Source organism: Enterobacter sp. NFIX59 (genome assembly GCF_900113755.1).
Taxonomy (GTDB): domain Bacteria; phylum Pseudomonadota; class Gammaproteobacteria; order Enterobacterales; family Enterobacteriaceae; genus Enterobacter; species Enterobacter pseudoroggenkampii.
Window position 1 is genome coordinate 196,599 of record NZ_FOQN01000005.1, and the last position, 25,993, is coordinate 222,591.

Below are 25,993 nucleotides of genomic sequence, written 5' to 3' on the forward strand. Positions count from 1 at the left end.
TCGTTCCCTCAGGAAGGAAATGCGAGTGATTTCACCGTCATCGGCACAACCGATCCGCCAAAAAGAGGCGTACCAATGTCGATATAGTCCCCCGCCCGGACAACCACCTCATCGATGACCGCCAGCGGGTGTTGCTGTAACTGTGGGCGTAACAGCATGCCCAGGGCTTTACCAAAATCCTGCTCGGCTACCACCAGCAGGGGATGCGGATTCGGATAGCGCGCGACAAAGGCCAGCAGCGCATCAATCACCGTTAATAGCGCGGCGTAGCGCACCGGCAGCGAACCGGGCAGCGCCAGCACGTAGGCGTCCGTTTGCGGATCCAGATCGAGTTGCATCAGCGCTTGCTGCCAGGCGGCAACCAGATCAGCCTCATCAACCGGAATCGCCACCGGCAGATTGCGCAGCGGAAGCGCCACGCCTTCCAGCCAGATAGTGCTGCCCGAAAGCGACAGCGTATGCGCACCGGCACCAATCACCGTGGCACGCACGGTCTGCGCCGGGAACTGCACGTTCATCTCACGCAGACGCGGATGTTCATGCAGCGCCGTAGCAAGAAGCGGCCCGATATCGGAAAAACAGAACGGATCGGCAGGTTGGTTGCGGTAGCATTCGCCCACTCCCCCTGAAAGCGTAATCACATCCGGTTTCACACCCGCAGGCAGTAAACCGGTTTGCATCATCGCCTGCGCCAGCGGTGAAAGCGTGCCGTCAATCACCTCCACAATCAGCGCCGCCATCCGTCTGGCCACCTGAACAAGCTGCCCCGCATTGAGGGCTCGGGCGTCAAAGCCAGGACCAAATACGTCATCAACAATCATCTGCCCCGGTTGATGCGCGTGCACCACTCGCCCCTGCCCGTCCGTTTCCAGAAGCCTTCCACCAACGTTCAGGCAGGCCGAACCGCTGACCTTTCCGGCATCGAACAGGACGTAGTTCGACGTCCCGCCGCCGATGTCGATATTCAGTACCCGGCACATTTTTTGCTCGGACAGGGTTTGCACTCCCGCGCCTTGACCGGCAATCACCGATTCCAGATGCGGACCGGCGCTGGCAACCACAAAGTCCCCCAGCGACTGGGAGAGCGCCATCACTGCGGGTCGTGCGTTGCGGGTTTTGGCGCTTTCTCCGGTAATGATGATCGCACCGGAATCGACGGCCTCAGGCTTGATGCCCGCCGCCTGATACTGGGCGAGGATCAGCGCCTTAAGTTCGGCCTCTTTCAACCCGCCCTGCTTATCAACCGGGGTAAAAAACACCGGGCTTTGCCAGCTAATTTCGCGTTTGATGAATTCGTAGCGCGGCACCTGCGACACTGCCGCACGGTTGACCAGCTCAAGGCGCGAGAAGATCACCTGAGTGGTGGTGGTGCCGATATCGATACCGATGCTGAGTAGCTGGCGAATATTCACGATTGCGCCTCCGGATGAGTGTCTGCTGGTGCCGGAACATCTTCGTCTTTCGGTACTAACAGCATAGCCACGCCAATCGCCGTCACACCGCCGATCAACTTGCCGACAATCATTGGGAAGATCATCGCGTTCATGTTGGCAGCGGCGAAGCCTAAGTGGTCCCCCAGAGCAAAGGCCGCAGAGACCGCAAAGGCGCAGTTGATCACTTTGCCGCGGGTATCCATATTCTTCATCATGCCGAACATCGGGATGTTGTTCGCCAGCGTCGCGACCATCCCCGCAGCCGCAATGTTATTAACGTTTAACAGGTTGCCGACGCTCATCAGCGGTTTTTCAAACCAGCGGGTCAACAGCAGCACCATCGGGTAGGCGCCCAGCAGCACACAGGAGATAGAACCGATAACTTCGATGGCGCGCATCACTTCACCCGGCCTGTCTCCCGGTGCCATGAAGATAGGATCAAGACCCGGAATCAGCTCCCAGCCGAGCAGGAATTTGATCACCGCAGCCGCCAGGCCGAGGGTGATCAGCGCCACGAGGAATTTCGCGAAGATCTGGAAGCCGTTGATCATTTTTTCCGGGATGAATTTCAATCCCAGCGCCACCAGCACGGCCACGATCAGCACCGGGATCATGTTCATCAGGATCAGCGCAAAGGTGAACTCCACCGGCTGACCATTGATTTCGACGCCGGAGTACATCGCGACCAAACCACCCGCAATACAGCCAACTGGAATGGTGACAATACCGGCCAGCACGCCCAGCGCCAGATAACGACGATCGGACGGTTCAATAATTCCCAGCGCAACCGGAATGGAGAAGACCAGCGTCGGCCCCATCATCGCTCCGAGGATCAGGCCAGAGTACAGCCACGCCGCAACGTCGCCGCCCGCCAGTTCTTTCGCCAGGAAGAAGCCGCCCATATCGCACGCCAGCAGCGTTCCGGCAAACATCGACGGGTTTGCGCCCAGCATTTCGTACAGCGGAATAATCACCGGCCCAAGCACATGCGCCAGTACGGGTGCCAGCGCGGTCATACCGACCATTGCCAGGCCCAGCGCGCCCATCGCCATGAAACCTTCTTCAAACTGGCCGCCAGAACCCTCAATACTCTTACCGAACTTACCGAGGAAGCGCGCCGAACCGCCGAACTGCGACAGGATCCTGTCCACGGCGGCAATCAGCATAAAGAACATCATGATGTACATGATGATTTCGTTAATTCCCATAACCTTCACTCCCTGTCATATGTGTATTTATTGTGCCGTCGCATACAACGCGATAATGTCGGCCTGCGTGGCGGTGCGTGGGTTACTGCGAATACAAATATCCTCCAGCGCGGCATGCGCCCATGCGCTGTAATGCTCGGGCTTTGCCCCAACGTCAGAGAGTCGTTTTGTCTGGCCCACTTCACTAATCAGCTCGCTGACGGCGTTGATGGCATCGCGATCGTCCGACTTTTTGTTGGTTAACGCCCGTCCGATATGGCTGAAGCGCTCACGACACACCATGCGGTTGAACCCCATTACCGTGGGCAGCAGCATGGCATTAGCCTGTCCGTGCGGGATATGCAGCGCAGCGCCTGGCTGGTGCGCCATCGCATGACACAAGCCCAGTCCCGCGCTGGAAAACGCCATTCCCGCCATGCAGGACGCCAGCAGCATGCTTTCCCGCGCCGCCAGATCCTGACCGTAGCCGACGGCCTTTGGCAGCGATTTACCGATCATCGCAATCGCGCCAATCGCCAGGCTGTCGGTAAACGGCGTCGCGTTCAGCGCGCTATATGCTTCAACGGCGTGCGTCAGCGCATCGATCCCGGTCATCGCCGTGACGTGTGCGGGCACACCTTCCGTCAGCGCGGCGTCAAGGATCGCCACATCCGGCATCAGCAGTGCGTGGGCCAGCACTTGTTTAAGTCCTGTCGCGGCGTCGATAATCACCGTGACGTTAGTGGTTTCTGAGCCTGTTCCGGCGGTAGTTGGCACCGCAATCAGCGGCAGACGCGCACGCAACACGCTGTGCTCCGTCATGTCAGCCAGCGTCTGCGTGGGGTTGGTCACCAGCAACGCGACTGCCTTTGCGGCATCCAGTACGGAACCGCCGCCGAAGGCCACAACGCTATCGCACTTAGATTCACGCAATTGCGCGACCGCCGCGCAGACGTCCGTAATGCACGGTTCGCCCGCCGGACATGGCCACAGCGTCATCGCCACGCCTTTCATCGCCAGGCTGCGCTCCAGTGCAGCGGTCATCCCCGCCTGATGCAGGAAACGATCAACCATGACGAACATATGCGTCAGTCCGCGCGCTTTTGCTTCCTGCCCACAGGTACTCAGCGCTCCCAGTCCACATAACGTAACCGGTGGAACGCTAAACGTTTTTACGCGTTGCAGATTCAGGGTATCGAATGCCTGAAAGAGCGCGGTCTGCAATTCAGCTTGCATAGATTCCTTCCGCTTTTTCTTTTCCGCTATTTGCAATCGCCAGCGGAGTCATAAACAGGCTGTGCTGGGGTAAATGCACCTGCAGCTTCGGGAAACGCTTACGGAACAGTTCATCAACGCCCGGCTGCATACAGGAGCCACCGGCCAGCCACAAGTCAGCGACGCCCTGTCCGGCTATATGGTGAGCCACGATTTCCGCCATCTTTTCGTAGACCGGCTTAACCACTGGCCAGATTTCTTTGCCATTGCTGCGCTTGTACTGCTCGGCTTCCTCCAAATGGATGCGACGGTTCCCGGCGAGCGTCAGAGAAATATGGTGCCCGCCGGTCGCTTCATCGGCGGAATAGATCACTTTGCCCTGTTTAACAATGGCAATCCCGGTGGTACCGCCCCCGATATCCACCACGCCAGCGTTATCGAGCTGCAACAGGTCCGCCACCGCGGTCGGTTCGTCGAGCACATGACTCACTTCAAGTCCGGCAGACTCCAGCACGTTGATCGAAATGCGCCGGTCCGTTCCCGGTGGAAACGAGGTTGCTGCATGGGTAAAGCGGCAACCCAGCTGTTGTTCGAGCGTATCGAGATGGCGACGAACGAGGGTCACCGCGCCGAAGAAATCCCAGACGATGCCATCGCGCACGACATCGGCCCAGTCCAGGTAAACCGCAACCGGCAGTCCGTCACTGTCGACAACCATCGACACCACATCACACGTTCCCAAATCAACGCCCAGCCACAGCGGCGAATCGCTCGCAGCAGGCGTCTGGTTACATAGCGCTGCCGCTTTTAGCAGCCTGGGTGTCAGCCAACGCTGTTCGTCGTGCGCCATCCCTTTTACTCCTTATACAATTCTGAAGGCGTCCACCAACACACAGCGACGCAGACGCACAAACGTGCGCGCGCTGGTCACCCCTTCCCCGGTTGGTGTGGTAATGGTCATCGTGGTCCAGCCTTCGCCGCCGAGCCCAAGCCCCGCAATACACGGTCCGTTCTTGACGAAAATGCTGGTATCAATGGCGTTTGCCATGCGGTTCATGTTGTCGATATTGCGCGAATGCATCGCCGCCGTATGGTGACAGCCGCCTTCAAGCTTGACCGCCAGTTCAATGGCCTCATCGACGCTGGCGACCCGCACGACAGGCAGCACCGGCATCATCAATTCGGTGACGGCAAACGGATGCGTCGCTGAGGTTTCGACGAATAACAGCCGCGTTTGCTCTGGTACGGTCAGACCAATCGTCGCCGCGATTTTTCCTGCATCGCGGCCTACCCAGTCACGACTGACCGTGCCTTTACCGCGCTCATCGATATTTTTCAGCAGCACAGGTTGCAGCTGTTCGGCCTGAGCCGCTGTCAGTTTCACCGCATGCTGGCTTTCCATCAGGCGCATCAGTTCGTCGGCAACGCTATCCACGACGATCAGGACTTTTTCATCGGCGCAGATGATGTTGTTATCAAACGATGCGCCTTTGACGATCGACTGCGCCGCGCGGGCCAGGTCGGCCGTTTCATCCACCACCACCGGCGGGTTACCCGCACCGGCGGCAATCAGACGCTTGTTGGTGTGCTTACGCGCAGCATCCACTACGGCTTCACCGCCGGTCACCACCAGCAGGCCGATGCCTGGGTACTTGAACAGGCGCTGGGCGGTTTCGATATCCGGATTGGCAACGGTCACCAGCAGGTTTGCCGGGCCGCCTGCGGCAACAATCGCCTGGTTAAGCAGCGTAATGGCGCGCTGAGAGACTTTTTTTGCCGCAGGATGCGGGGCGAAGACCACGCTGTTGCCAGCGGCAATCAGGCTGATGGCGTTGTTGATAACAGTTGCGGCAGGGTTGGTAGACGGCGTCACCGAGGCCACCACGCCCCACGGCGCATTTTCAATCAGCGTCAGACCGTTATCGCCGGTCAGGACCTGTGGAGACAAGCATTCCACCCCCGGCGTACCGCGTGCCTGCGCCACGTTTTTGGCAAATTTATCGTCAACGCGTCCCATGCCGGTTTCTGTGACGGCAAGTTCCGCTAATTCTCTGGCGTGCTTTTCGCCCGCCTCGCGAAGAGCCGCGATAGCCAACTGACGCATGGCGACGCTTTTCAACCCCTGCTGGGCCAGTTTTGCTGCCGTCACTGCGTCATCCAGGGAGGCAAAAACGCCCATTTCTTGAACGGCACTGACGGGCTGGCTGCTGTCTTTCATTTTCAGCAGCACCGCTTTCACGACCTGTTCAATATCCTGTTGATTCATGATTTTCTGCCTTATTTATGGAAGATCACCTGGCCACCAGCCACCACTTCATCGACGATGCCAATCACGCACAGATCGACAGGTGATGATTCGTGACGGTGCGCCTGACGGGCTGAGCTGCCGCTGACCAGCAGCACCCACTCCCCGGTTCCCGCTCCGATGCTGTCGATAGCAACAGAGCACTGGCCGTCGGGATTACCCTGGGCATCAATCATTTCCACCATCAGCAACTTGTCGTGCGCGAGCCCCTGATGGCGTACGGTACAAACAATTTGTCCTGTGACGATTGCCAGTTTCATACGCGCCTCCGTGGCATATTTCAGGTAAAACCTCCCCCTACCCTCCGCAGAAGGTAATGTGAAAAGGAGAGAGGGTGACGCCAGCAATGAAATTTGTGGCGTCACATGGACGACTTACATGTCGTTGCTGTCGCCTTTAAAGCTAATCGGGAACACTTCTTCCAGATCGCCATGTGGACGCGGGATCACGTGTACGGAAACCAGCTCGCCAATACGCTGTGCAGCCGCAGCACCTGCGTCTGTTGCCGCTTTACATGCCGCTACGTCACCGCGGACCATAGCAGTGACCAGACCGCCACCGATCTGCTTCACGCCAACCAGTTTCACACGTGCCGCTTTAACCATTGCGTCAGAAGCCTCAATCAGTGCAACCAGGCCCCGGGTTTCAATCATTCCTAATGCTTCCATTTTGCTTTCCTCTTAAGTCAAAGGGGTCCAGAACGGGACCTTATACAACCAGTGTGTGCGAGGCGTTTTCACGACTCACGTCAGTCTGGCGCGGCACAGCGGCCACCAACGCCAGTTCGATAATTTCCTGTACGCTACAGCCGCGAGAGAGGTCGTGAAGCGGTGCGGCAAGCCCCTGAATCAAGGGGCCAACGGCGCGATACCCTCCCAAACGCTGGGCAATTTTGTAGCCAATATTGCCTGCCTCCAGCGACGGGAAAACCATCACGTTGGCATTGCCCTTTAACGGACTGGCGGGCGCTTTTTGCGCGGCGACTTCCGGAACAAAAGCGGCATCAAATTGCAGTTCGCCATCCACGATAAGCTGCGGGGCACGCTCACGAACAATCTCCGTCGCCTGCTGCACGTTAGCGACGTTGGGATGGCGAGCGCTGCCATTACTTGAAAACGACAGCATGGCCACGCGCGGCTCTTCCCCCGTGATCCCCTGCCATGTCTGCGCGCTGGCAATCGCAATATCCGCCAGCTGTGCGGCGGTGGGCTGCGGCACGACGCTGCAATCGGCAAACCCTAATGACGGCCCGAGATACTGTGGCAGCATCAGGAAAATTGACGACAGCGTTTTACAGCCTGGCTGTAGCCCAATAATGCGCAAACCGGCGCGCAGCACGTTTGCCGTCGACGATAGATTGCCCGCAATACAGACGTCAGCTTTACCCGCGCTGACCATTGCCGCGGCGAACATCAGCGGATCGTTGAGTTTTTCCCGGGCATCCGCAGGCGTTTTATCTCCCGCGCGGGCCAACCAGCGCAGCGCAAACTCTTCACGCATTGGCAGGTTGCTTTGCGGATCGATAACCTGAATGCCATCCATCCCCACCCGGTGGCTGAGAGCAAACTGGCGCAGCGCAAACGGACTGGCGACGAGAATGGGACGCGCCAGACGGTGCTGATGCAGATAATTTGCCGCCTTCAGTACCCGAACATCCAACGCATCCGGAAACACCACCCGTGCAGGTGAGCGGTGGGAGAGTTGACGAGCACGTTCAATGATCATGGTTTCTCCCCCAGTCGCTGTTGAATTTGGCTAACCGTCAGCGGGTGCTTCGCAACGCTCAGAATCATCATGACGTAGACCGTACTGGAAAGGCGGTTGAGCGCCTGCATGATGTCCGGTCGCATGACTTCAAAACTACGGGTGATGAAAACCTGGGCCGCCACCGTCTCCGTTTCACGGACTTTGGTACGCAGCAGATTAAGCAGCGCGCAATCATGTCCGTGACTGGCTTCAGGCACCAGATGGTCGTGGTCCAGATAGCGCAGCGGCTGATGCGAAAGGCGGTGTAAATCGTCGTCACTTAAGCCGACGATAGCTTGTGCTCCCAGCAACTCGCCCATCGCATCGGCGCGCATAATGTTGCCCAGGCGCGAACGGATATCCGAAAGCCACGGCTGCCACGGTTGCCCAAGCTCTATCTGCAACCACACGGCCAGCGCGATGGTGCTGTCCAGCGCGGCGCGAAATCCCAGGCGCGGATCACTTTTGGCAACCATCTTGTTCGCCGTCAGATGCGTCAGCGTGTCAGGTTTCTTCGCCACCGGTTGATGACACAGTTCGCAGCTGGCCTGTGGATGCGTATCGCTGCTGGTTAACCCATGCACCGGCTGCGGCTGCTGGTCTTCGTCAGCAATAAACAGGCTGCCCTGCTCGTCGATAAACTTAATGCGCAGATGTCGGCTTTCCAGTAATTCCCGGGCAGAAGGCGTCAGGCGAGCATCAGCGGGGAGATGAATTTCAGCCCCTTCGCTGAGCGTATGATTCGCTCTGAGCCATGCTTCGGTAATGAAATCCTTCATACATCCGCCTTAGCAGGACTGCCAGTTCGCAGGCCAGGCCACATACAGAAACTTCACCGTCGAGGGCGTACCAAATTCGATGCTGGAGCCTTTCGGGATAAACATCACGTCCCCGGCTTTAGCAATCATGGTTTCACCTTCGTGACGAACGTGCAGCTCACCTTCCAGAATCATGTCGATTTCGTCGTAGTTCAGCGTCCATGGGAAAAAGGCGTTATCCCACTGCATGAACCCGGCGGCCATACTGCTGCCGTCCTGGTCGGTCACCAGATCGGTTAACCCCACACAGTGCGGCTGTGCGCCGTCAAAACGACCAAACTTCACGCTACTGCCGTCGATGACTTTGACGCCGCCTTTGCCAGTCACCGAGTTAAAGCTCGGCTGCATTCCGCCCTGCTCCAGCGACTGTTTCTCCTTCATGACTTTGTCCATCAGTTGGGCAACCAGGCTTTCGGTAAACTGTCCTTCCGGTAACTGTGCAATGATGGTTTCGCGAATGCGTTGGTTTTCCGTTTTGCCATCAATCACCGCAGCCGGTTTAGCAGCGGCTGCGCATGGCGTGGATTCATCGCATTCGCTGATGGTGACGCCCAGCAGCTCCGCAACTTCGCGCGCCTCCGGGGTGATGATGCTGGCGCGCAGAACAACTGACATTTCCTGTTCACCGCGTGCGTGGGCCGCACGAATATCGTTAGCTGTGATGAGTTTTTTCACCTGCCCTTTCCTCCTTTTGGCTGAGCTCAGTCAGATAATCCACCAGATGCTGCACGCTGCGCGGGTCATGGCTATTGAGCTCAAAAATCGGCTCCTGAAACCCCATCCCGCAAAGAAGTTGTTGCGTTGCGGCGACGTCGGCATCCGGCAGGTCCGTTTTGCTGATAACGGCGATTTGTCGTTTACTTGCGCCAATATCCAGCAGTCCGGCAGGTAAGCGACTTTCTTTATCATTTGCCGCATGTATATAAATCAACGTATCGACATCCTGCAGCGTAGTAATTAAGGCGTGATACCAGCGAGGATGGCTAAAATATTCCCCTGGCGTATCGATATCGCCATTCTCATTAAACTCCACGGCCTGTGTTTTTCTGGCGAGGGAATAATTTCCCTGTAGCGCATTAAAGAGCGTCGTTTTCCCCGCCCCCACCGTACCGACAAACGCAATACGTTTCATCGCCGCCTCAGATTAACTTTTTGTCAGATTGCACAATGTGAAATTTAATAACCGGCCCAGACCACTTACCGTCTGTAATAACGCTTCTTCTACCGCGCCTACCGAGCCGTAGATAACCAGCGCACCGCTGAATCGATCGAGAAAACCGATATGTACATCTGCCGCCTTCAGGGCTAAGTCACCGGCAATCATCGCCGTTTCCCCTGGCGTCAGCGTCATGATGCCGATGGCACCGGCTTCGGGAACGCCGATCTTTTTCGCCAGTTCCTCTCCGGGGTGCGCAATGAGATGCGCCAGCGTGACCTGTTTCCCCGGCACAAATTCCTGGATAATGCGTTCTTTTTCCATTGCTCACCGCCTCCTCTAAAACTGCCCTCATCGTGGCAATTTTTTGTCAGAGCAAATAACAAAATTCGGCAACCAGGTTTAAAAGGTGAAGTGGATCACTAAGAAAGGGAAAATAAAAAGACGCGGGAGAAACCCGCGCCGGAAATAAATTAAAGTGATATTACAGCGGCTGCGTCTGCGCCTCAACCACCGCCAGCGCCACCATGTTCACGATACGACGCACGGAGGCAATCGGCGTTAACACATGCACCGGTTTCGCCACGCCCATCAGTACCGGTCCTACGGTCACCCCTTCAGAGCTGGAGACGCGCAGCAGGTTATAGCTGATACGTGCCGCTTCCACGTTCGGCATAATCAGGATGTTAGCCGATCCCTTCAGCGGGCTGTCCGGCATACGTTCGTTACGGATGCTCTCTACCAGCGCCGCATCGCCATGCATTTCCCCGTCAATCATCAGCTCCGGCGCGCGCTCGCGCACCAGCGCCAGCGTCTCACGCATTTTGCAGGCCGCCGCGGATTTAGACGAACCAAAGTTAGAGTGCGACAGCAGCGCCACCTTCGGCTCGATACCAAAGCGACGCACGGTCTCGGCGGCCATCACGGTGATCTCCGCCAGCTCGTCCGGGGTAGGATCGTCGTTAACGTAGGTATCAGCAATAAAGGTGTTGCCGCTTGGCAGCAGCAGCGCGTTCATCGCCCCGGCGGTATGGACGCCGTCGCGATAGCCAAAGATCTCCTGCACCACGCTAAAGTGCTCGTGGTAATCGCCGATGGTGCCGCAGATCAACGCATCCGCCTCGCCGCGATGGACCATGATCGCGCCGATCACCGTCGTGTTGCTGATCACCGCTTTCTGCGCCTGCTCCTGAGTGATCCCCCGACGCTTCATGATCGCGTAGTATTCGCTCCAGTACTCTTTGAAGCGCGGATCGGATTCGTTGTTAACGATCTCGAAGTCGACGCCCGGCTTAATCTGCAGGCCCAGCTTCTGGATACGCATCTCAATCACGCTCGGACGACCAATCAGGATCGGTTTCGCCAGGCCTAAGGTGATCAGCTCCTGGGTGGCGTGCAGCACGCGCGCCTCTTCCCCTTCCGCCAGCACCACGCGCTTCGCGTCGGCGCGCGCCTGGGAGAAGATTGGCTTCATGAACAGGTTGGTTTTATAGACAAACTCGGTGAGCTTATCGACGTAAGCGTCGAAATCGTGAATCGGACGCGTCGCCACGCCGGAGTCCATCGCCGCTTTGGCCACCGCGGGAGCAATTTTGACAATCAGACGCGGGTCGAACGGTTTTGGAATGATGTAGTCCGGACCGAAGCTCAGATCCTGGTCGCCATACGCAGACGCGACCACTTCGCTCTGCTCGGCGTGCGCCAGCTCCGCGATGGCGTGAACGGCGGCAAGCTTCATCTCTTCGTTGATCGCCGTTGCGCCGACGTCCAGCGCACCGCGGAAGATGAACGGGAAGCAGAGCACGTTGTTGACCTGGTTCGGGTAGTCAGAACGACCGGTACAGATAATGGCGTCTTCACGCACCGCTTTCGCCAGCGGTGGCAGGATTTCCGGCTCCGGGTTCGCCAGGGCCAGGATCATTGGCGCACGCGCCATCTTCTTCACCATCTCCTGGGTCAGCACCTTCGGACCCGAGCAGCCGAGGAAGATATCCGCGCCGTCGATCACGTCGTCCAGGGTGCGTTTACCGTCGTCTTCCACCGCATAGGCCGCTTTGGTTTCCGCCATGTTCGGCTCGCGGTCTTTATAGATAACGCCTTTGGAATCGCAGACCACAATGTTGTGTTTCTGCATACCCAGCGCCACCAGCAGGTTCATACAGGCGATGGCCGCGGCGCCTGCGCCAGAAACCACCATGCGCACGTCGGAGAGATTTTTCTCTACCACGCGCAGGCCGTTCAGAATCGCGGCGGTGCTGATAATCGCGGTCCCGTGTTGGTCATCATGGAACACGGGAATGTTCATACGCTCGCGCAGCTTCTGCTCGATATAGAAACATTCCGGCGCTTTGATGTCTTCCAGGTTAATCCCACCGAAGGTCGGCTCCAGCGCGGCCACCACGTTGATGAATTTGTCAGGGTCGAGCTCATCCACCTCGATATCGAACACGTCGATACCGGCGAATTTCTTGAACAGTACCCCCTTCCCTTCCATCACCGGTTTACCGGCCAGCGCACCGATGTTGCCCAGCCCCAGCACCGCCGTGCCGTTAGAGATCACGGCGACAAGGTTGCCACGCGCGGTGTATTTGTAGGCCGCCAGCGGGTCTTTTTCAATTTCCAGACACGGGGCAGCTACGCCCGGCGAATAGGCCAGCGCCAGATCGCGCTGGGTTGCCAGCGGCTTGGTTGGGGAGACCTGGATTTTCCCCGGGACAGGAAACTCGTGAAAATCGAGGGCACTCTGTTTTAACTGATCGTCCATCTTGTTATTCCTTTTACGTATCGGTCAGATAGTATCGCCGCAGGACAGCGCATAAACTTTGAAGGCTGCCAAACTCTCACCATCACACATTAAAAATTGTTATCAATTTATAACAGCCATGTTACCCGTCTCAAAAGCAATGCCTCCCCCGTCTGCTATGCTTTTTTGTTAAGTCCATCATGATTTTTCCAGAAGTGTGAACTAACGCACTCAGCTAACGCTTTTATTTCCAAGGAGTAATCATTTATGAACCAGCTAGACGGCATCAAAAAATTCACCACCGTGGTTGCAGACAGCGGCGATATCGAGTCGATTCGCCACTATCAGCCGGAGGATGCGACCACCAACCCTTCGCTGCTGCTCAAAGCGGCCGGGCTTGCCCATTTTAGCCATCTGATTGATGACGCCATTGCCTACGGTAAACAGCGCGGGAAAACGCAGGAGCAGCAGGTCGCCGAAGCCAGCGACAAGCTGGCGGTTAATTTTGGTACAGAAATTCTGAAAAGCATTCCGGGACGCGTCTCGACCGAAGTCGATGCCCGCCTCTCATTTGATAAAGAAAAAAGCATTAATAAGGCGCGTCGTCTGGTGGAGCTCTACCAGGATCAGGGCATCGATAAATCACGCATTCTGATCAAGCTCGCCTCCACCTGGGAAGGCATCCGCGCGGCAGAGGTGCTGGAAAAAGAGGGTATCCACTGCAACCTGACGCTGCTGTTCTCGTTTGCCCAGGCGCGCGCCTGCGCGGAAGCGGGCGTGTTCCTCGTCTCACCGTTTGTCGGGCGCATCTACGACTGGTATCAGGCAAAACAGCCGATGGATCCGTACGTGGTGGATGAGGATCCGGGCGTGAAATCGGTCCGTAACATCTACGATTACTACAAACAGCACCGCTACGAAACCATCGTGATGGGGGCCAGCTTCCGCCGTACCGAGCAGATCCTCGCCCTGGCAGGCTGTGACCGTCTGACCATCTCCCCTAACCTGCTCCAGGAGCTACAGGACAAAGAAGAGACGGTGATCCGTAAGCTGGTGCCCACCTCCACCGTTCTGCCAAAACCGAAAACCATGACCGAAGCGGAGTTCCGCTGGGAACACAACCAGGACGCGATGGCTGTGGAAAAACTGGCGGAAGGTATCCGCCTGTTCGCCGTCGACCAGCGCAAACTTGAAGACCTTCTCGCCGCCAAACTTTAACCTTGCCACGGAGTGAACTATGTCCCGTAAAGAGCTCGCCAATGCCATCCGCGCCCTCAGCATGGATGCCGTGCAGAAAGCCAATTCCGGCCACCCCGGCGCACCGATGGGCATGGCCGATATTGCCGAAGTGCTGTGGAACGACTTCCTGAAGCACAACCCGAATGACCCCACCTGGTACGATCGCGACCGCTTTATTCTCTCCAACGGTCACGCCTCAATGCTGCTCTACAGCCTGCTGCACCTTTCCGGCTACGATCTGCCGCTTGAGGAGCTGAAAAACTTCCGCCAGCTGCACTCCAAAACCCCTGGGCACCCGGAGATTGGCTATACGCCGGGCGTAGAGACCACCACCGGGCCGCTCGGTCAGGGGCTGGCCAATGCGGTCGGGCTGGCGATTGCCGAGCGTACGCTGGCGGCACAGTTTAACCAGCCGGACCACGAGATTGTCGATCACTACACCTACGTGTTTATGGGTGACGGCTGCCTGATGGAGGGGATATCCCACGAGGTCTGCTCCCTGGCGGGCACGCTGGGGCTCGGCAAGCTGATCGGGTTCTACGATCACAACGGCATCTCCATCGACGGGGAGACCGAGGGCTGGTTTACCGACGACACGGCAAAACGCTTCGAGGCCTACCACTGGCACGTGGTGCATGAGATTGACGGTCACGACCCTGAGGCGGTGAAAAAAGCGATTCAGGAAGCGCAGAGCGTGAAGGACAAACCGTCCCTGATTATCTGCCGCACGGTCATCGGCTTCGGCTCGCCGAACAAGGCGGGCAAAGAGGAGGCGCACGGCGCGGCGCTGGGCGAGGAGGAAGTGGCGCTGACCCGGCAGAAGCTGGGCTGGAAATACCCGCCGTTTGAGATCCCAAAAGAGATCTACAGAGCCTGGGATGCCCGTGAAGACGGCGAGAAGGCCCAGCACGCCTGGAACGAGAAATTTGCCGCTTATAAAAAAGCGCACCCGGAGCTGGCCGCCGAGTTCTCCCGCCGCATGAGCGGCGGTCTGCCGGAAGACTGGGACGATAAAACCCAGGCGCTGATTGAAAACCTGCAGTCCAACCCGGCGAAAATCGCCACCCGTAAGGCGTCGCAAAATACCCTGAACGCAATCGGCCCTATTCTGCCCGAACTGCTCGGCGGCTCGGCGGACCTGGCGCCAAGCAACCTGACGATCTGGTCCGGCTCGAAATCGCTGAAAGAGGACATTGCCGGGAACTATATCCACTACGGCGTGCGCGAGTTCGGGATGACCGCCATTGCCAACGGCATCGCCCATCACGGTGGGTTTGTGCCGTACACCGCCACCTTCCTGATGTTTGTCGAGTACGCCCGTAACGCGGCGCGCATGGCGGCGCTGATGAAGGCGCGGCAGATTATGGTCTATACCCACGACTCCATCGGTCTGGGAGAAGACGGCCCCACCCACCAGGCGGTTGAACAGCTGGCTAGCCTGCGCCTGACGCCAAACTTCAGCACCTGGCGTCCGTGCGATCAGGTCGAAGCGGCAGTGGGCTGGAAGCTGGCGGTAGAACGCCATAACGGCCCAACGGCATTAATTCTGTCCCGCCAGAATCTGGCGCAGATTGAACGCACGCCGGAACAGGTGAAAAACATCGCCCGCGGCGGCTACATTCTGAAGGACAGCGGCGGCAAGCCGGACGTGATCCTGATTGCGACCGGTTCCGAGGTGGAAATCACGGTGAAAGCGGCGGAAAAACTGACCGCCGAAGGCCACGCGGTGCGCGTGGTATCCCTGCCTTCTACGGATATTTTTGACGCTCAGGACGAGGCGTACCGGGAGTCGGTGCTGCCCTCTAACGTCGCGGCGCGCGTGGCGGTGGAGGCCGGTATCGCCGACTACTGGTACAAGTATGTCGGGCTCAAAGGGGCGATTGTGGGCATGCGGGGCTACGGTGAGTCCGCCCCTGCCGATAAGCTGTTCCCGTACTTCGGCTTTACCGTTGAGAACGTGGTGGAGAAGGCGCTGAGCGTGCTGTAGTGCGGTCTGCGTTGCCGGGTGGCGCTGTCGCTTACCCGGCCTGGAAAATCGGGTGGCTTTGCCACCCTTTTTTATACTACCCGGACACCCGCCGCCATCGCCCGCTCCGGCGTTAACAACACGCTTTCGCTGGCGTCATCGGTTTCCGCGCAGAGCAGCATGCATTCAGACGTTTCGCCGCGCATCTTCGCTTTCGCCAGATTACACAGCACCACCACCGTTTTTCCCATAAGCTCTTCTTCCCGGTAATACGGCACCAGGCTGGTGACGGTTTGCAGCGTTTTTCCGCCCACATCAATCTGCGCGATATAGAGTTTGTCTGCGTTGGCGTGGCGCTTAACGTCCACAATCGTCCCCACGCGGATCTCCAGCTTTGCAAAGTCATCGTAAGCTATCGTGTCCATGCTCTCTCCTTGGTAAAGTTTTACTAAATACTAGCACGCTATTTGCCGGAAGCAATGGGCAGGATATTTAGTAAAAACGGATGCATGTCCTGATTCATCCTTTACAATGGGTCATCACGTGGGGGAATAAGGACAAACATGGCTACGCTCAAAGACATCGCGACGGAGGCTGGCGTTTCGCTGGCGACGGTATCCCGGGTTTTAAACGATGACCCAACGTTGAACGTAAAAGAAGAGACCAAGCACCGCATTCTGGAGATTGCGGAAAAGCTGGAATACAAAAGCACAACGTCCCGCAAAATGCAGTCTGCCGCGGTGGGTCAGCAGCACATTCTGGCGCTCTACAGCTACCAGCAAGAGCTGGAGATTAACGACCCTTACTACCTTGCCATCCGCCACGGTATTGAGACACAGTGTGAAAAACTGGGCGTCGAGCTGAGCAACTGTTACGCCAATGCCACCCTGCCAGAGAGTAAAAAACTTACCGGCGTACTGATTGTGGGCAAACCTTCTTCAGCAACCTGCCGTAGCGCAATGGCCCTGACGGACAACGTCTGCTTTATCGATTTTCACGAGCCCGGCAGCGCGTTCGATTCCGTCGATATTGACCTCTCGCGCATCAGCAAGCAGATCGTTGATTTCTTCATTGATCAGGGCGTTAAGCGTATTGGCTTTATCGGTGGGGAAGATGAGCCCGGCAAAGCCGATATCCGCGAAGCCGCTTTTGTCGAGTATGGTCGCCTGAAAGGGGTGGTGTCAGAACAGGATATCTGGCGCGGCGGTTTTTCCAGCTCATCCGGATACGAACTGGCAAAAACCATGCTGGCTCAGACAAGCTGGCCTACCGCCCTGTTTGTGGCCTCTGATTCGATAGCCATCGGCGTCTTGCGCGCTATCCATGAAAAAGGGCTGGCGATCCCGGAGGACATTTCGCTCATCAGCGTGAACGATATCCCGACCGCCCGCTTCACCTTCCCGCCGCTCTCTACCGTACGCATCCACTCGGAAATGATGGGCAGCCAGGGGGTTAACCTGCTGCTGGAAAAAGCCCGCGATGGCCGGACGCTGCCGCTGCAGGTTTTCGTGCCGAGCGTACTGAAACTGCGCGGCACCACCCGCTAATTCCCCTCGATTAACACACTGCCGGGCATGCCCGGCATTTTTTTATTTCGTGATCGAGTTAAAGCAAATCAATATTACTGATTTTATTTAGTAAAATATTTACTAAAATCTCCAGCAATGATGTTTACCCCCTACAGGGAGATCGCATGAATCGCTGGGAAAATATTCAACTCACGCATGAGAACCGGCTGCCGCCGCGAGCGTACTTCTTCTCATACGACACCGTCGCGCAGGCTCGCACCTTTGCCCGCGAGGCCAGCAGCCACTTTCTGTCTCTGAGCGGTAAGTGGAACTTTCGCTTTTTCACCCACCCCCTTCTGGTACCGGAAAACTTCACCTCTGAGTACCTGGCCGACTGGGGCGACATTACCGTACCCGCCATGTGGCAGATGGAAGGCCACGGCCAGCTGCAGTACACCGACGAAGGCTTCCCCTTCCCGGTCGACGTGCCGTGGGTGCCTACAGACAATCCGACCGGGGCGTATCAGCGCCACTTCACGCTATCGGACGGCTGGCAGGGGAAGCAGACCCTCATCAAGTTTGACGGCGTCGAAACGTATTTCGAAGTCTACGTGAATGGTCACTACATTGGCTTTAGCAAGGGCAGCCGGCTGACCGCCGAGTTTGATATCAGCCACGCGGTGCACGGCGGGCAAAACCTGCTGTGCGTGCGGGTGCTGCAGTGGGCGGATTCGACCTACATTGAGGATCAGGACATGTGGTGGACGGCCGGCATTTTCCGCGACGTCTATCTGATCGGCAAAAATCCCACTCACGTGCGCGACGTCACGATCAAAACCACCTTTGACGAGGCATGGAAAGACGCCACCCTCTTCTGTCAGCTTGAGCTGGAAAACCTGGCCCCGCACGCATCCGCCGTGTCGCTGGAGTATGCCCTGTATGATGGCGAAGCAGCGATCCATCAGGGCACTACCGACAGCCTGACCGTGACCCGCAGCGTGGAAACCGCCTTTAGCATTGAGGTCAAACAGCCTCAGCAGTGGTCTGCGGAATCGCCCTACCTCTACCATCTGGTCGTAACGCTTAAAGATGAGCACGGACAGACGCTGGAGGTTATCCCTCAGCGCATTGGGTTCCGCGACATCAAGGTGCGAGACGGCCTGTTCTACGTGAACAACCGCTACCTGAAGCTGCACGGCGTAAACCGTCACGACAACGATCACCAGAAAGGCCGCGCCGTGGGCATGGATCGCGTCGAGCGCGACCTGATCCTGATGAAGCAGCACAATATCAATTCGGTGCGCACCGCCCACTACCCCAACGATCCGCGCTTCTACGAGCTGTGCGACCTCTACGGCCTGTTCGTGATGGCGGAGACGGATGTGGAATCCCACGGCTTTGCCAACGTCGGCGACCTGAGCCGCATCACGGACGATCCGGTGTGGGAACATGTCTACGTTGAGCGCATCGAGCGCCATATTCACGCCCAGAAAAACCACCCTTCCATCATCATCTGGTCGCTTGGAAACGAGTCCGGCTACGGCTGTAATATCCGCGCCATGGCCCGGGCTGCAAAGGCGCTGGACGACACGCGCCTGCTGCATTACGAAGAAGATCGCGACGCCGAGGTGGTGGATATCATCTCCACCATGTACACCCGCGTGCCGCTGATGAACCTGTTCGGCGAGTATCCCCACGCCAAACCGCGCGTTATCTGCGAATACGCCCACGCGATGGGCAACGGCCCCGGCGGTCTGAGCGAGTATCAAAACGTCTTCGATCGCCACGACTGCATTCAGGGCCACTACGTCTGGGAGTGGTGCGACCACGGTATTCAGGCGGCAGATGCCAGCGGCAATACGTATTACGCCTACGGCGGCGACTTTGGTGACTATCCGAATAACTACAACTTCTGCCTCGACGGGCTGATCTACTCCGATCAAACGCCGGGTCCGGGCCTGCGTGAATATAAGCAGGTGATTGCCCCGGTCAAACTTCGCTGGCAGAACGGCGAGCTGCACGTTGAAAACCGCTTCTGGTTCACCAGCCTGGATGATTACACCCTGCTCGTTGAGGTGCGTGCCGAAGGTGAAACCCTGCACAGCCAGCCGCTGACAATTTCCGGGCTGGCCCCCAACAGCACCCGCAGCGTGAGCCTGAACCTGCCCGAACTCGACGAGCGCGAAGCGTTCCTGACCGTGCGCATCAGCAAAAACAGCCGCACGCGCTACAGCGAAGCGGGGCACGAGATTGCGGTGTATCAGTTCCCGCTAAAAGCGTGCACGGCTCACGCCACGCCGTTTAGTAACGCTAACGCCACACCGCTGCGGCTGGCAGAAGACCGTCTGAACTGTACCGTGATCGGGCATAACTTCCGCGCACGCTTCTCAAAAGTGACGGGGAAACTCTGCTCCTGGCTGGTTAACGGTGAGGAAAACATCACCCGTGAACCAAAGATTAACTTTTTCAAACCGATGATTGATAACCACAAGCAGGAGTATGAGGGGCTGTGGCAACCCAACCATCTGCAGATTATGCAGGAGCACCTGCGCGGTTTTGAGGTCGAGCAGCAGGACGATGCGATCGTCATTACCACCCGCACGCTGATTGCCCCGCCGGTGTTTGATTTTGGTATGCGCTGCACCTATCGCTGGCGCATTGCCGCCGACGGGCAAATTAACGTTGAGCTGAGCGGTGAACGCTACGGTGATTATCCGCACATTATCCCGTGCATCGGCTTTACCCTCGGCATCAACGGCGAATTCGACCAGGTAAGCTACTACGGACGCGGCCCTGGAGAGAACTACCCGGACAGCCAGCAGGCCAGCACCATAGACCTGTGGCACACCACGGTGGACGAAATGTTCGAAAACTACCCGTTCCCGCAGAACAACGGCAACCGTCAGCAGGTGCGCTGGGCAACGCTCGCCAGCCGTCACGGCAGCGGCCTGCTGGTGATGCCTGAGCAGCCCATCCATTTCAGCGCCTGGCACTACACGGCAGAGAACATCCACGCCGCGCAGCACTGCAACGAACTGCGTCGCAGCGAGGACATCACCCTCAATCTCGACCATCAGGTACTGGGCTTAGGCTCTAACTCCTGGGGAAGCGAAGTGCTGGATACCTGGCGCGTCTGGTTCCGGCCGTTCCGCTACGGCTTCACCCTGCTCCCGCTGGAAGGCGGACACACCGCCGCGCAGACGCTGGCGCGCCATCGGTTCGGCAGCGGTTTCTTCTCCATGAATTCGCATAGCGAGGCAGAAAAATGATCGTTCTCGACAGCCTGGAACAGTTCCAGCAGCGTTATCGCACGGGCCGCAAATGGCAGCGCTGCACAGAGGCCATTAATAACATCGACCACATCCAGCCCGGCGTTGCCCACTCGATTGGCGACTCTCTGGCCTACCGCGTGACCCATGATGCCAGCACCGACGCGCTGTTCGTCGGCCATCGCCGCTATTTCGAGGTCCATTACTACCTGCAGGGCGCGCAGAAAATTGAGTACGCCGCAAAAGACGCCCTTCAGCTTGTGGAGTGCTACCGGGATGAAACCGACCGCGAATACCTGAAAGGCGTGGGCCATACCGAACAGGTGCGGGAGGGACAGATCGTGATATGTGAAAACCACGAGGCGTATCGCTTTATCAGCGAAACGCCAGCCAAAAAAGTCGTCCTCTATGTGACCATCGAAGACGGTTATTTCCATAACAAATAAAAAATCCAGCGGTGCCAATGAAGCACCGCTATCCTCCTCGTACCCGGAGATAGGTTATGTCTGAAACTACCAAGCGTAATACCATCGGCAAATTCGGCCTGCTGTCGCTGACGTTTGCCGCCGTATTCAGTTTTAACAACGTGATTAATAACAACATCGAGCTGGGGCTGGCCTCCGCGCCGATGTTCTTTTTAGCCACCCTGTTCTACTTTATTCCTTTCTGCTTAATCATCGCGGAGTTTGTCTCCCTGAATAAAAACTCCGAAGCGGGCGTGTACGCCTGGGTGAAAAGCTCGCTGGGCGGGCGCTGGGCGTTTATTACCGCCTACACCTACTGGTTCGTGAACCTGTTTTTCTTCACCTCGTTATTACCGCGCGTCATCGCCTACGCCTCTTACGCCTTTTTGGGCTATGAGTACATTCTTACGCCGTTTGCCACCACGGTACTGAGCATGGTGCTGTTCGCCTTCTCGACCTGGGTGTCCACCAACGGGGCGAAGATGCTGGGGCCGATCACGTCGGTGACCTCAACGCTCATGCTGCTGTTGACCCTCTCCTATATTCTTCTGGCCGGCGCGGCGCTGGTGGGCGGCGTGCAGCCAGCCGACCCGATTACCGTTGACGCGATGATCCCCAACTTCAACTGGGCCTTCCTCGGCATCACCACCTGGATATTTATGGCCGCCGGGGGCGCAGAGTCCGTTGCGGTATACGTTAACGACGTGAAGGGCGGGTCAAAATCCTTCGTCAGGGTGATCATTCTGGCGGGGATTTTCATCGGCGTGCTCTACTCCATCTCCTCGGTGCTGATTAACGTCTTTATCAGCAGCAAAGAGCTGAAATTCACCGGTGGTTCGGTACAGGTGTTCCACGGCCTGGCGGTATGGTTTGGCCTGCCGGAAGTGCTGATGAACCGCTTCGTCGGCCTGGTCTCCTTTACCGCAATGTTCGGCTCCCTGCTGATGTGGACGGCAACCCCGGTCAAAATCTTCTTCTCTGAGATCCCAAGCGGCATCTTTGGGCCAAAAACCGTGGCGCTGAACGAGAACGGCGTACCGGCGCGGGCGGCGTGGATCCAGTATCTGATCGTCATTCCGCTCATGATTATCCCAACCATGGGGTCGAATACCGCGCAGGAGCTGATGAATACCGTCATTAATATGACCGCCGCCGCGTCAATGTTACCGCCGCTGTTCATTATGCTGGCCTACCTGAACCTGCGCCGTAAGCTCGATCATCTCCCGCGCGACTTCAAAATGGGCTCACGCACCATGGGCATGGTGGTGGTGTCGATGCTGATTGTGATTTTTGCCATCGGCTTTGTGGCCTCAACTTTCCCCACCGGTGCCAATATTCTGACGATTATTTTCTATAACGTCGGTGGCATTGTGTTATTCCTCGGATTTGCCTGGTGGAAATACAGCAAATACGTCAAGGGATTATCAAAAGAACAACAACAAACAGAAGCGTCACCTGCCTCAAATCTTCACTAACGCTGAAGGCATGGATATTTTTTCACTGGGATGAGTGCATGAAAATTAAAGAGAAAACAATTGGGGCACTCGCTGCCCTCTCTTTCTGCTGCCCGGCATTTGCCGCAGAAGAAGCCCGACCCGCTGAACATGACGATACCCGAACCCCGGAAATTACCTCTCCGTCGTTTCGTTTTTATGGCGAGCTGGGGGTTGGCGGATATATGGATTTAGAAGGTCAGAATAAACATAAATACAGTGACGGCACCTACATTGAGAGCGGTCTGGAAATGAAATACGGGCACTGGTTCGGCCTGATTTACGGCGAGGGCTGGACCGTACAGGCTGACCATCAGGGGAACGCCTGGGTGCCTGACCACAGCTGGGGCGGATTCGAAGGTGGGCTTAACCGCTTTTACGGCGGCTACAAAACCGACGGCAACACCGAGATCATGCTCAGCCTGCGTCAGGACTCCTCCCTTGATGACCTGCAGTGGTGGGGAGATTTCACGCCCGATCTGGGCTACGTGATCCCCAACACCCGCGACATTATGTACGCGCTCAAGGTACAAAACCGCTCCGGGAACCTGCGCTACAGCGTCACCGCCACGCCTGCGGGGCACCATGACGAGAGCAAAGCCTGGCTGCATTTTGGTAAATACGATCGCTATGACGATAAGTATACCTATCCGGCGATGGCGAATGGCTATATCCAGTATGACATCGTCAAAGATGTCACCTGGATGAACGGACTTGAGGTCACCGACGGCACGGGACAACTGTTTCTGACCGGCATTCTGTCCCCCAACCTGGCGGCGCGCGCCTGGCATCACACCGGACGCGCCAGCGGCAAGGACGTCTCCGGGACTGAAACCGGCTATATGGTCAGCGCCATGGTTGAAGCGTTAAAAGGCGTCTATCTCTCCACCGCTTACAGCTACGCAAAGCATCGCCCGGACCATGCCGCCGATGAAACGACCTCGTTTATGCAGTTCGGCATCTGGTATGAGTACGGCGGTGGACGCTTTGCCACCGCAGCCGACAGCCGCTTTTACATGAAAAATGCCTCCGGCGACCCGAGCGACCAGGTCTTCCTGATGCAATACGTCTACTGGTAAAAGGATCTTCCGATATGAAACTCAGCCTTACACCGCTGGCCTGCGCGCTGGCGCTCAGCTTTTCGGCTCACGCCACCGCTCCTGCTGATTTTAAAAACGTCATCAACCGTACCGGTGCGCCGGAATACATGCACGATTTCGACGCTGACGACCACCAGCGGTTTAATCCCTTTTTCGATTTGGGTGCCTGGCATGGTCATTTGCTGCCGAACGGGCCGCAGACCCAGGGAGGATTTCCCGGCGTAGCGCTGCTCACCGAAGAGTACATTAACTTTATGGCGACCAATTTCGATCGCCTGAATGTGTATCAGAACGGCAAAAAAGTCGATTTTACCCTTGAGGCTTACAGCCTTCCCGGCTCGCTGGTGCAAAAGCTGAGCGCGAAAGATGTGCAGATCGTAATGACGCTGCGCTTTGCCACCGCGCGCACCTCGCTGCTGGAGACCCGCATCACCAGCAAGGCACCGCTGGAACTGGTGTGGGACGGCGAACTGCTGGAAAAGCTGGAGGCCAAAGAGGGCAAACCGCTGTCGGATAAGACCATCGACGGCGCGTATCCGGACTATCAGCGCAGGCTGGTCCCCACCCGTGACGGCCTGAAAGTGACCTTTGGCAAAGTGCGCTCCACCTGGGATCTTCTGACCTCCGGCAGTTCCGAATATCAGGTGCATAAATCCCTCCCCGTCGAGACCACCGTCGACGGGCATCGCTTTACCAGCCGGGCACACATTACCGGCAGCACCACGCTGTATACCACCTACTCCCATCTGCTGAATGCCGATGAGGTGAAGCGCGAGCAGGTGCAGATCCGCGATATTCTGGCGCGCCCGGCCGCTTATATGACGGCCTCGCAGCAGCGCTGGGAGGGCTATTTGCAGAAAGGGTTAACTAACCCTAACGCCACGCCAGAGCAAACCCGCGTGGCGGTGAAGGCCATCGAAACGCTGAACGGCAACTGGCGCTCGCCGGGCGGCGCGGTACGCTATAACACGGTGACGCCATCCGTCACCGGACGGTGGTTCTCCGGCAACCAGACCTGGCCGTGGGATACCTGGAAACAGGCGTTTGCCATGTCGCATTTCAACCCGGATATCGCCAAAGAGAACATTCGCGCGGTCTTCTCCTGGCAAATCAAACCCGACGATCCGGTACGCCCGCAGGATGCCGGCTTTGTGCCGGATCTCATCGCCTGGAACCTGAGCCCGGAACGCGGCGGCGACGGCGGCAACTGGAATGAGCGCAATACTAAACCGAGCCTGGCAGCGTGGTCGGTGATGGAGGTATATCACACCACGCAGGATAAAGCCTGGCTGGCAGAAATGTACCCTAAACTGGTGGCCTACCACGACTGGTGGCTGCGCAACCGCGACCATAACGGCAACGGCGTGCCGGAGTACGGCGCGACGCGTGACAAAGCCCATAACACCGCCAGCGGGGAGATGCTCTTTACGGTCAAAAAAGGCGATAAAGAGGAATCGCTTTCCGGCCTGAACAACTATGCCCGGGTGATCGACAAGGGCCATTACGACAGTCTGGAGATCCCGGCGCAGGTTGCGGCCTCGTGGGAATCAGGTCGCGATGACGCCGCCGTATTCGGTTTTATCGATAAAGCCCAGCTGGATAACTACGTCGAAAACGGCGGCAAGCGCAGCGACTGGACGGTGAAGTTTGCTGAAAATCGCGATAACAAGGGCAAGCTGCTGGGCTATTCGCTGCTGCAGGAGTCCGTCGACCAGGCGAGCTACATGTACAGCGATAATCACTATCTGGCGCAGATGGCGAGCCTGCTGGGTAAAGAGCAGGAGGCCAGCCGCTACCGCCAGCTGGCGGATAAGCTCGCGACCTACATCAATACCTGTATGTTCGACGCGAAAAGCGGTTTTTACTATGACATCCGTATCGAGGATAAACCGCTGGCGAACGGCTGTGCGGGCAAGCCTATCGTCGAGCGCGGTAAAGGACCGGAAGGCTGGTCGCCGCTGTTTAACGGTGCGGCAACGCAGGCGCATGCGGATGCCGTGGTGAAGGTGATGCTGGATCCGAAAGAGTTCAACACGTATGTGCCGCTCGGGACTGCCGCGCTAACCAACCCGGCCTTTGGTCCGGATATCTACTGGCGAGGCCGGGTGTGGGTCGACCAGTTCTGGTTTGGGCTGAAAGGGATGGAACGCTATGGCTACCGGGAGCAGGCTCAAACGCTGGCAGAAAACTTCTTTAAGCACGCGAAGGGGTTAACGTCCGACGGCCCGATTCAGGAAAACTACAACCCGCTGACCGGCGCGCAGCAGGGCGCGCCTAACTTTTCCTGGAGCGCGGCGCATCTTTACATGCTGTATAACGACTTTTTCCGTAAACAGTAACGAGGGTGCGGT

General features: G+C 57.5%; 22 protein-coding genes. 8 read left to right on the forward strand and 14 right to left on the reverse strand.

All coding sequences use genetic code 11. The annotated features are described in order from the left end of the window. Nucleotides 1-8: 8 nt before the first annotated feature. From eutA to maeB, 13 genes are all read right to left on the reverse strand, one after another. Nucleotides 9-1,412, reverse strand: a complete 1,404-nt coding sequence (gene eutA / locus BM007_RS17545; protein ID WP_090420082.1) for an ethanolamine ammonia-lyase reactivating factor EutA — start codon at nt 1,410-1,412, stop codon at nt 9-11. Continuing rightward, entirely contained in the window at nt 1,409-2,641 is a 1,233-nt protein-coding gene (gene eutH, locus BM007_RS17550) for an ethanolamine utilization protein EutH (protein WP_032646725.1), read from the reverse strand. The genes eutA and eutH overlap by 4 nt, the downstream gene beginning before the upstream one ends. A gap of 27 nt (nt 2,642-2,668) precedes the next feature. Further along, on the reverse strand, nt 2,669-3,856 hold the full coding sequence (gene eutG, locus BM007_RS17555; RefSeq protein WP_024907595.1) for an ethanolamine utilization ethanol dehydrogenase EutG: 1,188 nt from the start codon (nt 3,854-3,856) through the stop codon (nt 2,669-2,671). Then, the gene (eutJ, locus tag BM007_RS17560) at nt 3,846-4,685 is read right to left on the reverse strand and encodes an ethanolamine utilization protein EutJ (RefSeq protein WP_090420084.1); all 840 of its coding nucleotides are present in this window, start codon (nt 4,683-4,685) and stop codon (nt 3,846-3,848) included. The genes eutG and eutJ overlap by 11 nt, the downstream gene beginning before the upstream one ends. 12 nt (nt 4,686-4,697) lie before the next feature. Then, nucleotides 4,698-6,101 (reverse strand): aldehyde dehydrogenase family protein, encoded by a 1,404-nt coding sequence (locus tag BM007_RS17565; protein ID WP_024907593.1) that lies wholly within the window; start codon nt 6,099-6,101, stop codon nt 4,698-4,700. Nucleotides 6,102-6,112: 11 nt separating this feature from the next. Further along, entirely contained in the window at nt 6,113-6,400 is a 288-nt protein-coding gene (gene eutN / locus BM007_RS17570) for an ethanolamine utilization microcompartment protein EutN (protein ID WP_090420087.1), read from the reverse strand. A gap of 114 nt (nt 6,401-6,514) precedes the next feature. Then, on the reverse strand, nt 6,515-6,808 hold the full coding sequence (eutM, locus tag BM007_RS17575; protein WP_003835054.1) for an ethanolamine utilization microcompartment protein EutM: 294 nt from the start codon (nt 6,806-6,808) through the stop codon (nt 6,515-6,517). A gap of 40 nt (nt 6,809-6,848) precedes the next feature. Further along, nucleotides 6,849-7,865 carry a phosphate acetyltransferase gene (gene pta / locus BM007_RS17580; RefSeq protein WP_090420090.1) on the reverse strand — a complete coding sequence of 339 codons (1,017 nt, stop codon included), beginning with the start codon at nt 7,863-7,865 and terminating at the stop codon, nt 6,849-6,851. Beyond that, entirely contained in the window at nt 7,862-8,665 is an 804-nt protein-coding gene (gene eutT / locus BM007_RS17585; protein WP_061714675.1) for an ethanolamine utilization cob(I)yrinic acid a,c-diamide adenosyltransferase EutT, read from the reverse strand. The genes pta and eutT overlap by 4 nt, the downstream gene beginning before the upstream one ends. 9 nt (nt 8,666-8,674) lie before the next feature. Beyond that, a complete protein-coding gene (gene eutQ, locus BM007_RS17590) occupies nt 8,675-9,379 on the reverse strand; it encodes an ethanolamine utilization acetate kinase EutQ (RefSeq protein ID WP_024907589.1) in 705 nt (234 codons plus the stop codon). Continuing rightward, nucleotides 9,357-9,836, reverse strand: coding sequence for an ethanolamine utilization acetate kinase EutP (eutP, locus tag BM007_RS17595; RefSeq protein ID WP_032646741.1), 480 nt, complete (start codon nt 9,834-9,836; stop codon nt 9,357-9,359). The genes eutQ and eutP overlap by 23 nt, the downstream gene beginning before the upstream one ends. 12 nt (nt 9,837-9,848) lie before the next feature. Next, nucleotides 9,849-10,184 carry an ethanolamine utilization microcompartment protein EutS gene (gene eutS / locus BM007_RS17600; RefSeq protein ID WP_024907587.1) on the reverse strand — a complete coding sequence of 112 codons (336 nt, stop codon included), beginning with the start codon at nt 10,182-10,184 and terminating at the stop codon, nt 9,849-9,851. Nucleotides 10,185-10,344: 160 nt separating this feature from the next. Then, nucleotides 10,345-12,624, reverse strand: coding sequence for an NADP-dependent oxaloacetate-decarboxylating malate dehydrogenase (maeB, locus tag BM007_RS17605; protein ID WP_024907586.1), 2,280 nt, complete (start codon nt 12,622-12,624; stop codon nt 10,345-10,347). A 246-nt stretch (nt 12,625-12,870) separates the two neighbouring features. Between maeB and tal the strand changes: the two genes are divergently transcribed. Beyond that, a complete protein-coding gene (gene tal, locus BM007_RS17610; RefSeq protein WP_090420094.1) occupies nt 12,871-13,821 on the forward strand; it encodes a transaldolase in 951 nt (316 codons plus the stop codon). A 19-nt stretch (nt 13,822-13,840) separates the two neighbouring features. After that, the gene (tkt, locus tag BM007_RS17615; protein WP_032646746.1) at nt 13,841-15,829 is read left to right on the forward strand and encodes a transketolase; all 1,989 of its coding nucleotides are present in this window, start codon (nt 13,841-13,843) and stop codon (nt 15,827-15,829) included. 71 nt (nt 15,830-15,900) lie between these two features. Here the strand turns inward: tkt and BM007_RS17620 are convergent, their stop codons facing one another. Then, complete coding sequence (locus BM007_RS17620; protein WP_024907583.1) at nt 15,901-16,233, reverse strand: tRNA-binding protein; 333 nt, start codon at nt 16,231-16,233, stop codon at nt 15,901-15,903. Nucleotides 16,234-16,371: 138 nt separating this feature from the next. Between BM007_RS17620 and ebgR the strand changes: the two genes are divergently transcribed. The 6 genes from ebgR to ygjK all read left to right on the forward strand — a co-directional run bounded on the left by ebgR (nt 16,372) and on the right by ygjK (nt 25,981). Continuing rightward, entirely contained in the window at nt 16,372-17,355 is a 984-nt protein-coding gene (ebgR, locus tag BM007_RS17625; RefSeq protein WP_090420097.1) for a transcriptional regulator EbgR, read from the forward strand. Between the two features lie 146 nt (nt 17,356-17,501). Continuing rightward, nucleotides 17,502-20,585, forward strand: a complete 3,084-nt coding sequence (ebgA, locus tag BM007_RS17630) for a beta-galactosidase subunit alpha (protein WP_090420100.1) — start codon at nt 17,502-17,504, stop codon at nt 20,583-20,585. Further along, nucleotides 20,582-21,031 carry a beta-galactosidase subunit beta gene (locus BM007_RS17635; RefSeq protein ID WP_032646754.1) on the forward strand — a complete coding sequence of 150 codons (450 nt, stop codon included), beginning with the start codon at nt 20,582-20,584 and terminating at the stop codon, nt 21,029-21,031. The genes ebgA and BM007_RS17635 overlap by 4 nt, the downstream gene beginning before the upstream one ends. Before the next feature lie 56 nt (nt 21,032-21,087). Continuing rightward, the gene (locus BM007_RS17640) at nt 21,088-22,524 is read left to right on the forward strand and encodes an amino acid permease (protein WP_090420104.1); all 1,437 of its coding nucleotides are present in this window, start codon (nt 21,088-21,090) and stop codon (nt 22,522-22,524) included. A gap of 38 nt (nt 22,525-22,562) precedes the next feature. Then, nucleotides 22,563-23,621, forward strand: a complete 1,059-nt coding sequence (gene ygjJ, locus BM007_RS17645) for a protein YgjJ (RefSeq protein ID WP_090420106.1) — start codon at nt 22,563-22,565, stop codon at nt 23,619-23,621. A 14-nt stretch (nt 23,622-23,635) separates the two neighbouring features. After that, the gene (gene ygjK / locus BM007_RS17650) at nt 23,636-25,981 is read left to right on the forward strand and encodes an alpha-glucosidase (RefSeq protein ID WP_090420109.1); all 2,346 of its coding nucleotides are present in this window, start codon (nt 23,636-23,638) and stop codon (nt 25,979-25,981) included. The last annotated feature ends 12 nt before the right edge of the window (nt 25,982-25,993 follow it).

What these genes read in the sequence shown, in the direction of transcription:
- eutH (WP_032646725.1), bottom strand. Translation starts at nt 2,641, where the DNA reads ATGGGAATTAACGAAATCATCATGTACATCATGATGTTCTTTATGCTG.
- eutG (WP_024907595.1), bottom strand. Translation starts at nt 3,856, where the DNA reads ATGCAAGCTGAATTGCAGACCGCGCTCTTTCAGGCATTCGATACCCTG.
- eutJ (WP_090420084.1), bottom strand. Translation starts at nt 4,685, where the DNA reads ATGGCGCACGACGAACAGCGTTGGCTGACACCCAGGCTGCTAAAAGCG.
- BM007_RS17565 (WP_024907593.1), bottom strand. Translation starts at nt 6,101, where the DNA reads ATGAATCAACAGGATATTGAACAGGTCGTGAAAGCGGTGCTGCTGAAA.
- eutN (WP_090420087.1), bottom strand. Translation starts at nt 6,400, where the DNA reads ATGAAACTGGCAATCGTCACAGGACAAATTGTTTGTACCGTACGCCAT.
- eutM (WP_003835054.1), bottom strand. Translation starts at nt 6,808, where the DNA reads ATGGAAGCATTAGGAATGATTGAAACCCGGGGCCTGGTTGCACTGATT.
- pta (WP_090420090.1), bottom strand. Translation starts at nt 7,865, where the DNA reads ATGATCATTGAACGTGCTCGTCAACTCTCCCACCGCTCACCTGCACGG.
- eutT (WP_061714675.1), bottom strand. Translation starts at nt 8,665, where the DNA reads ATGAAGGATTTCATTACCGAAGCATGGCTCAGAGCGAATCATACGCTC.
- eutP (WP_032646741.1), bottom strand. Translation starts at nt 9,836, where the DNA reads ATGAAACGTATTGCGTTTGTCGGTACGGTGGGGGCGGGGAAAACGACG.
- eutS (WP_024907587.1), bottom strand. Translation starts at nt 10,184, where the DNA reads ATGGAAAAAGAACGCATTATCCAGGAATTTGTGCCGGGGAAACAGGTC.
- maeB (WP_024907586.1), bottom strand. Translation starts at nt 12,624, where the DNA reads ATGGACGATCAGTTAAAACAGAGTGCCCTCGATTTTCACGAGTTTCCT.
- tal (WP_090420094.1), top strand. Translation starts at nt 12,871, where the DNA reads ATGAACCAGCTAGACGGCATCAAAAAATTCACCACCGTGGTTGCAGAC.
- tkt (WP_032646746.1), top strand. Translation starts at nt 13,841, where the DNA reads ATGTCCCGTAAAGAGCTCGCCAATGCCATCCGCGCCCTCAGCATGGAT.
- BM007_RS17620 (WP_024907583.1), bottom strand. Translation starts at nt 16,233, where the DNA reads ATGGACACGATAGCTTACGATGACTTTGCAAAGCTGGAGATCCGCGTG.
- ebgR (WP_090420097.1), top strand. Translation starts at nt 16,372, where the DNA reads ATGGCTACGCTCAAAGACATCGCGACGGAGGCTGGCGTTTCGCTGGCG.
- ebgA (WP_090420100.1), top strand. Translation starts at nt 17,502, where the DNA reads ATGAATCGCTGGGAAAATATTCAACTCACGCATGAGAACCGGCTGCCG.
- BM007_RS17635 (WP_032646754.1), top strand. Translation starts at nt 20,582, where the DNA reads ATGATCGTTCTCGACAGCCTGGAACAGTTCCAGCAGCGTTATCGCACG.
- BM007_RS17640 (WP_090420104.1), top strand. Translation starts at nt 21,088, where the DNA reads ATGTCTGAAACTACCAAGCGTAATACCATCGGCAAATTCGGCCTGCTG.
- ygjJ (WP_090420106.1), top strand. Translation starts at nt 22,563, where the DNA reads ATGAAAATTAAAGAGAAAACAATTGGGGCACTCGCTGCCCTCTCTTTC.
- ygjK (WP_090420109.1), top strand. Translation starts at nt 23,636, where the DNA reads ATGAAACTCAGCCTTACACCGCTGGCCTGCGCGCTGGCGCTCAGCTTT.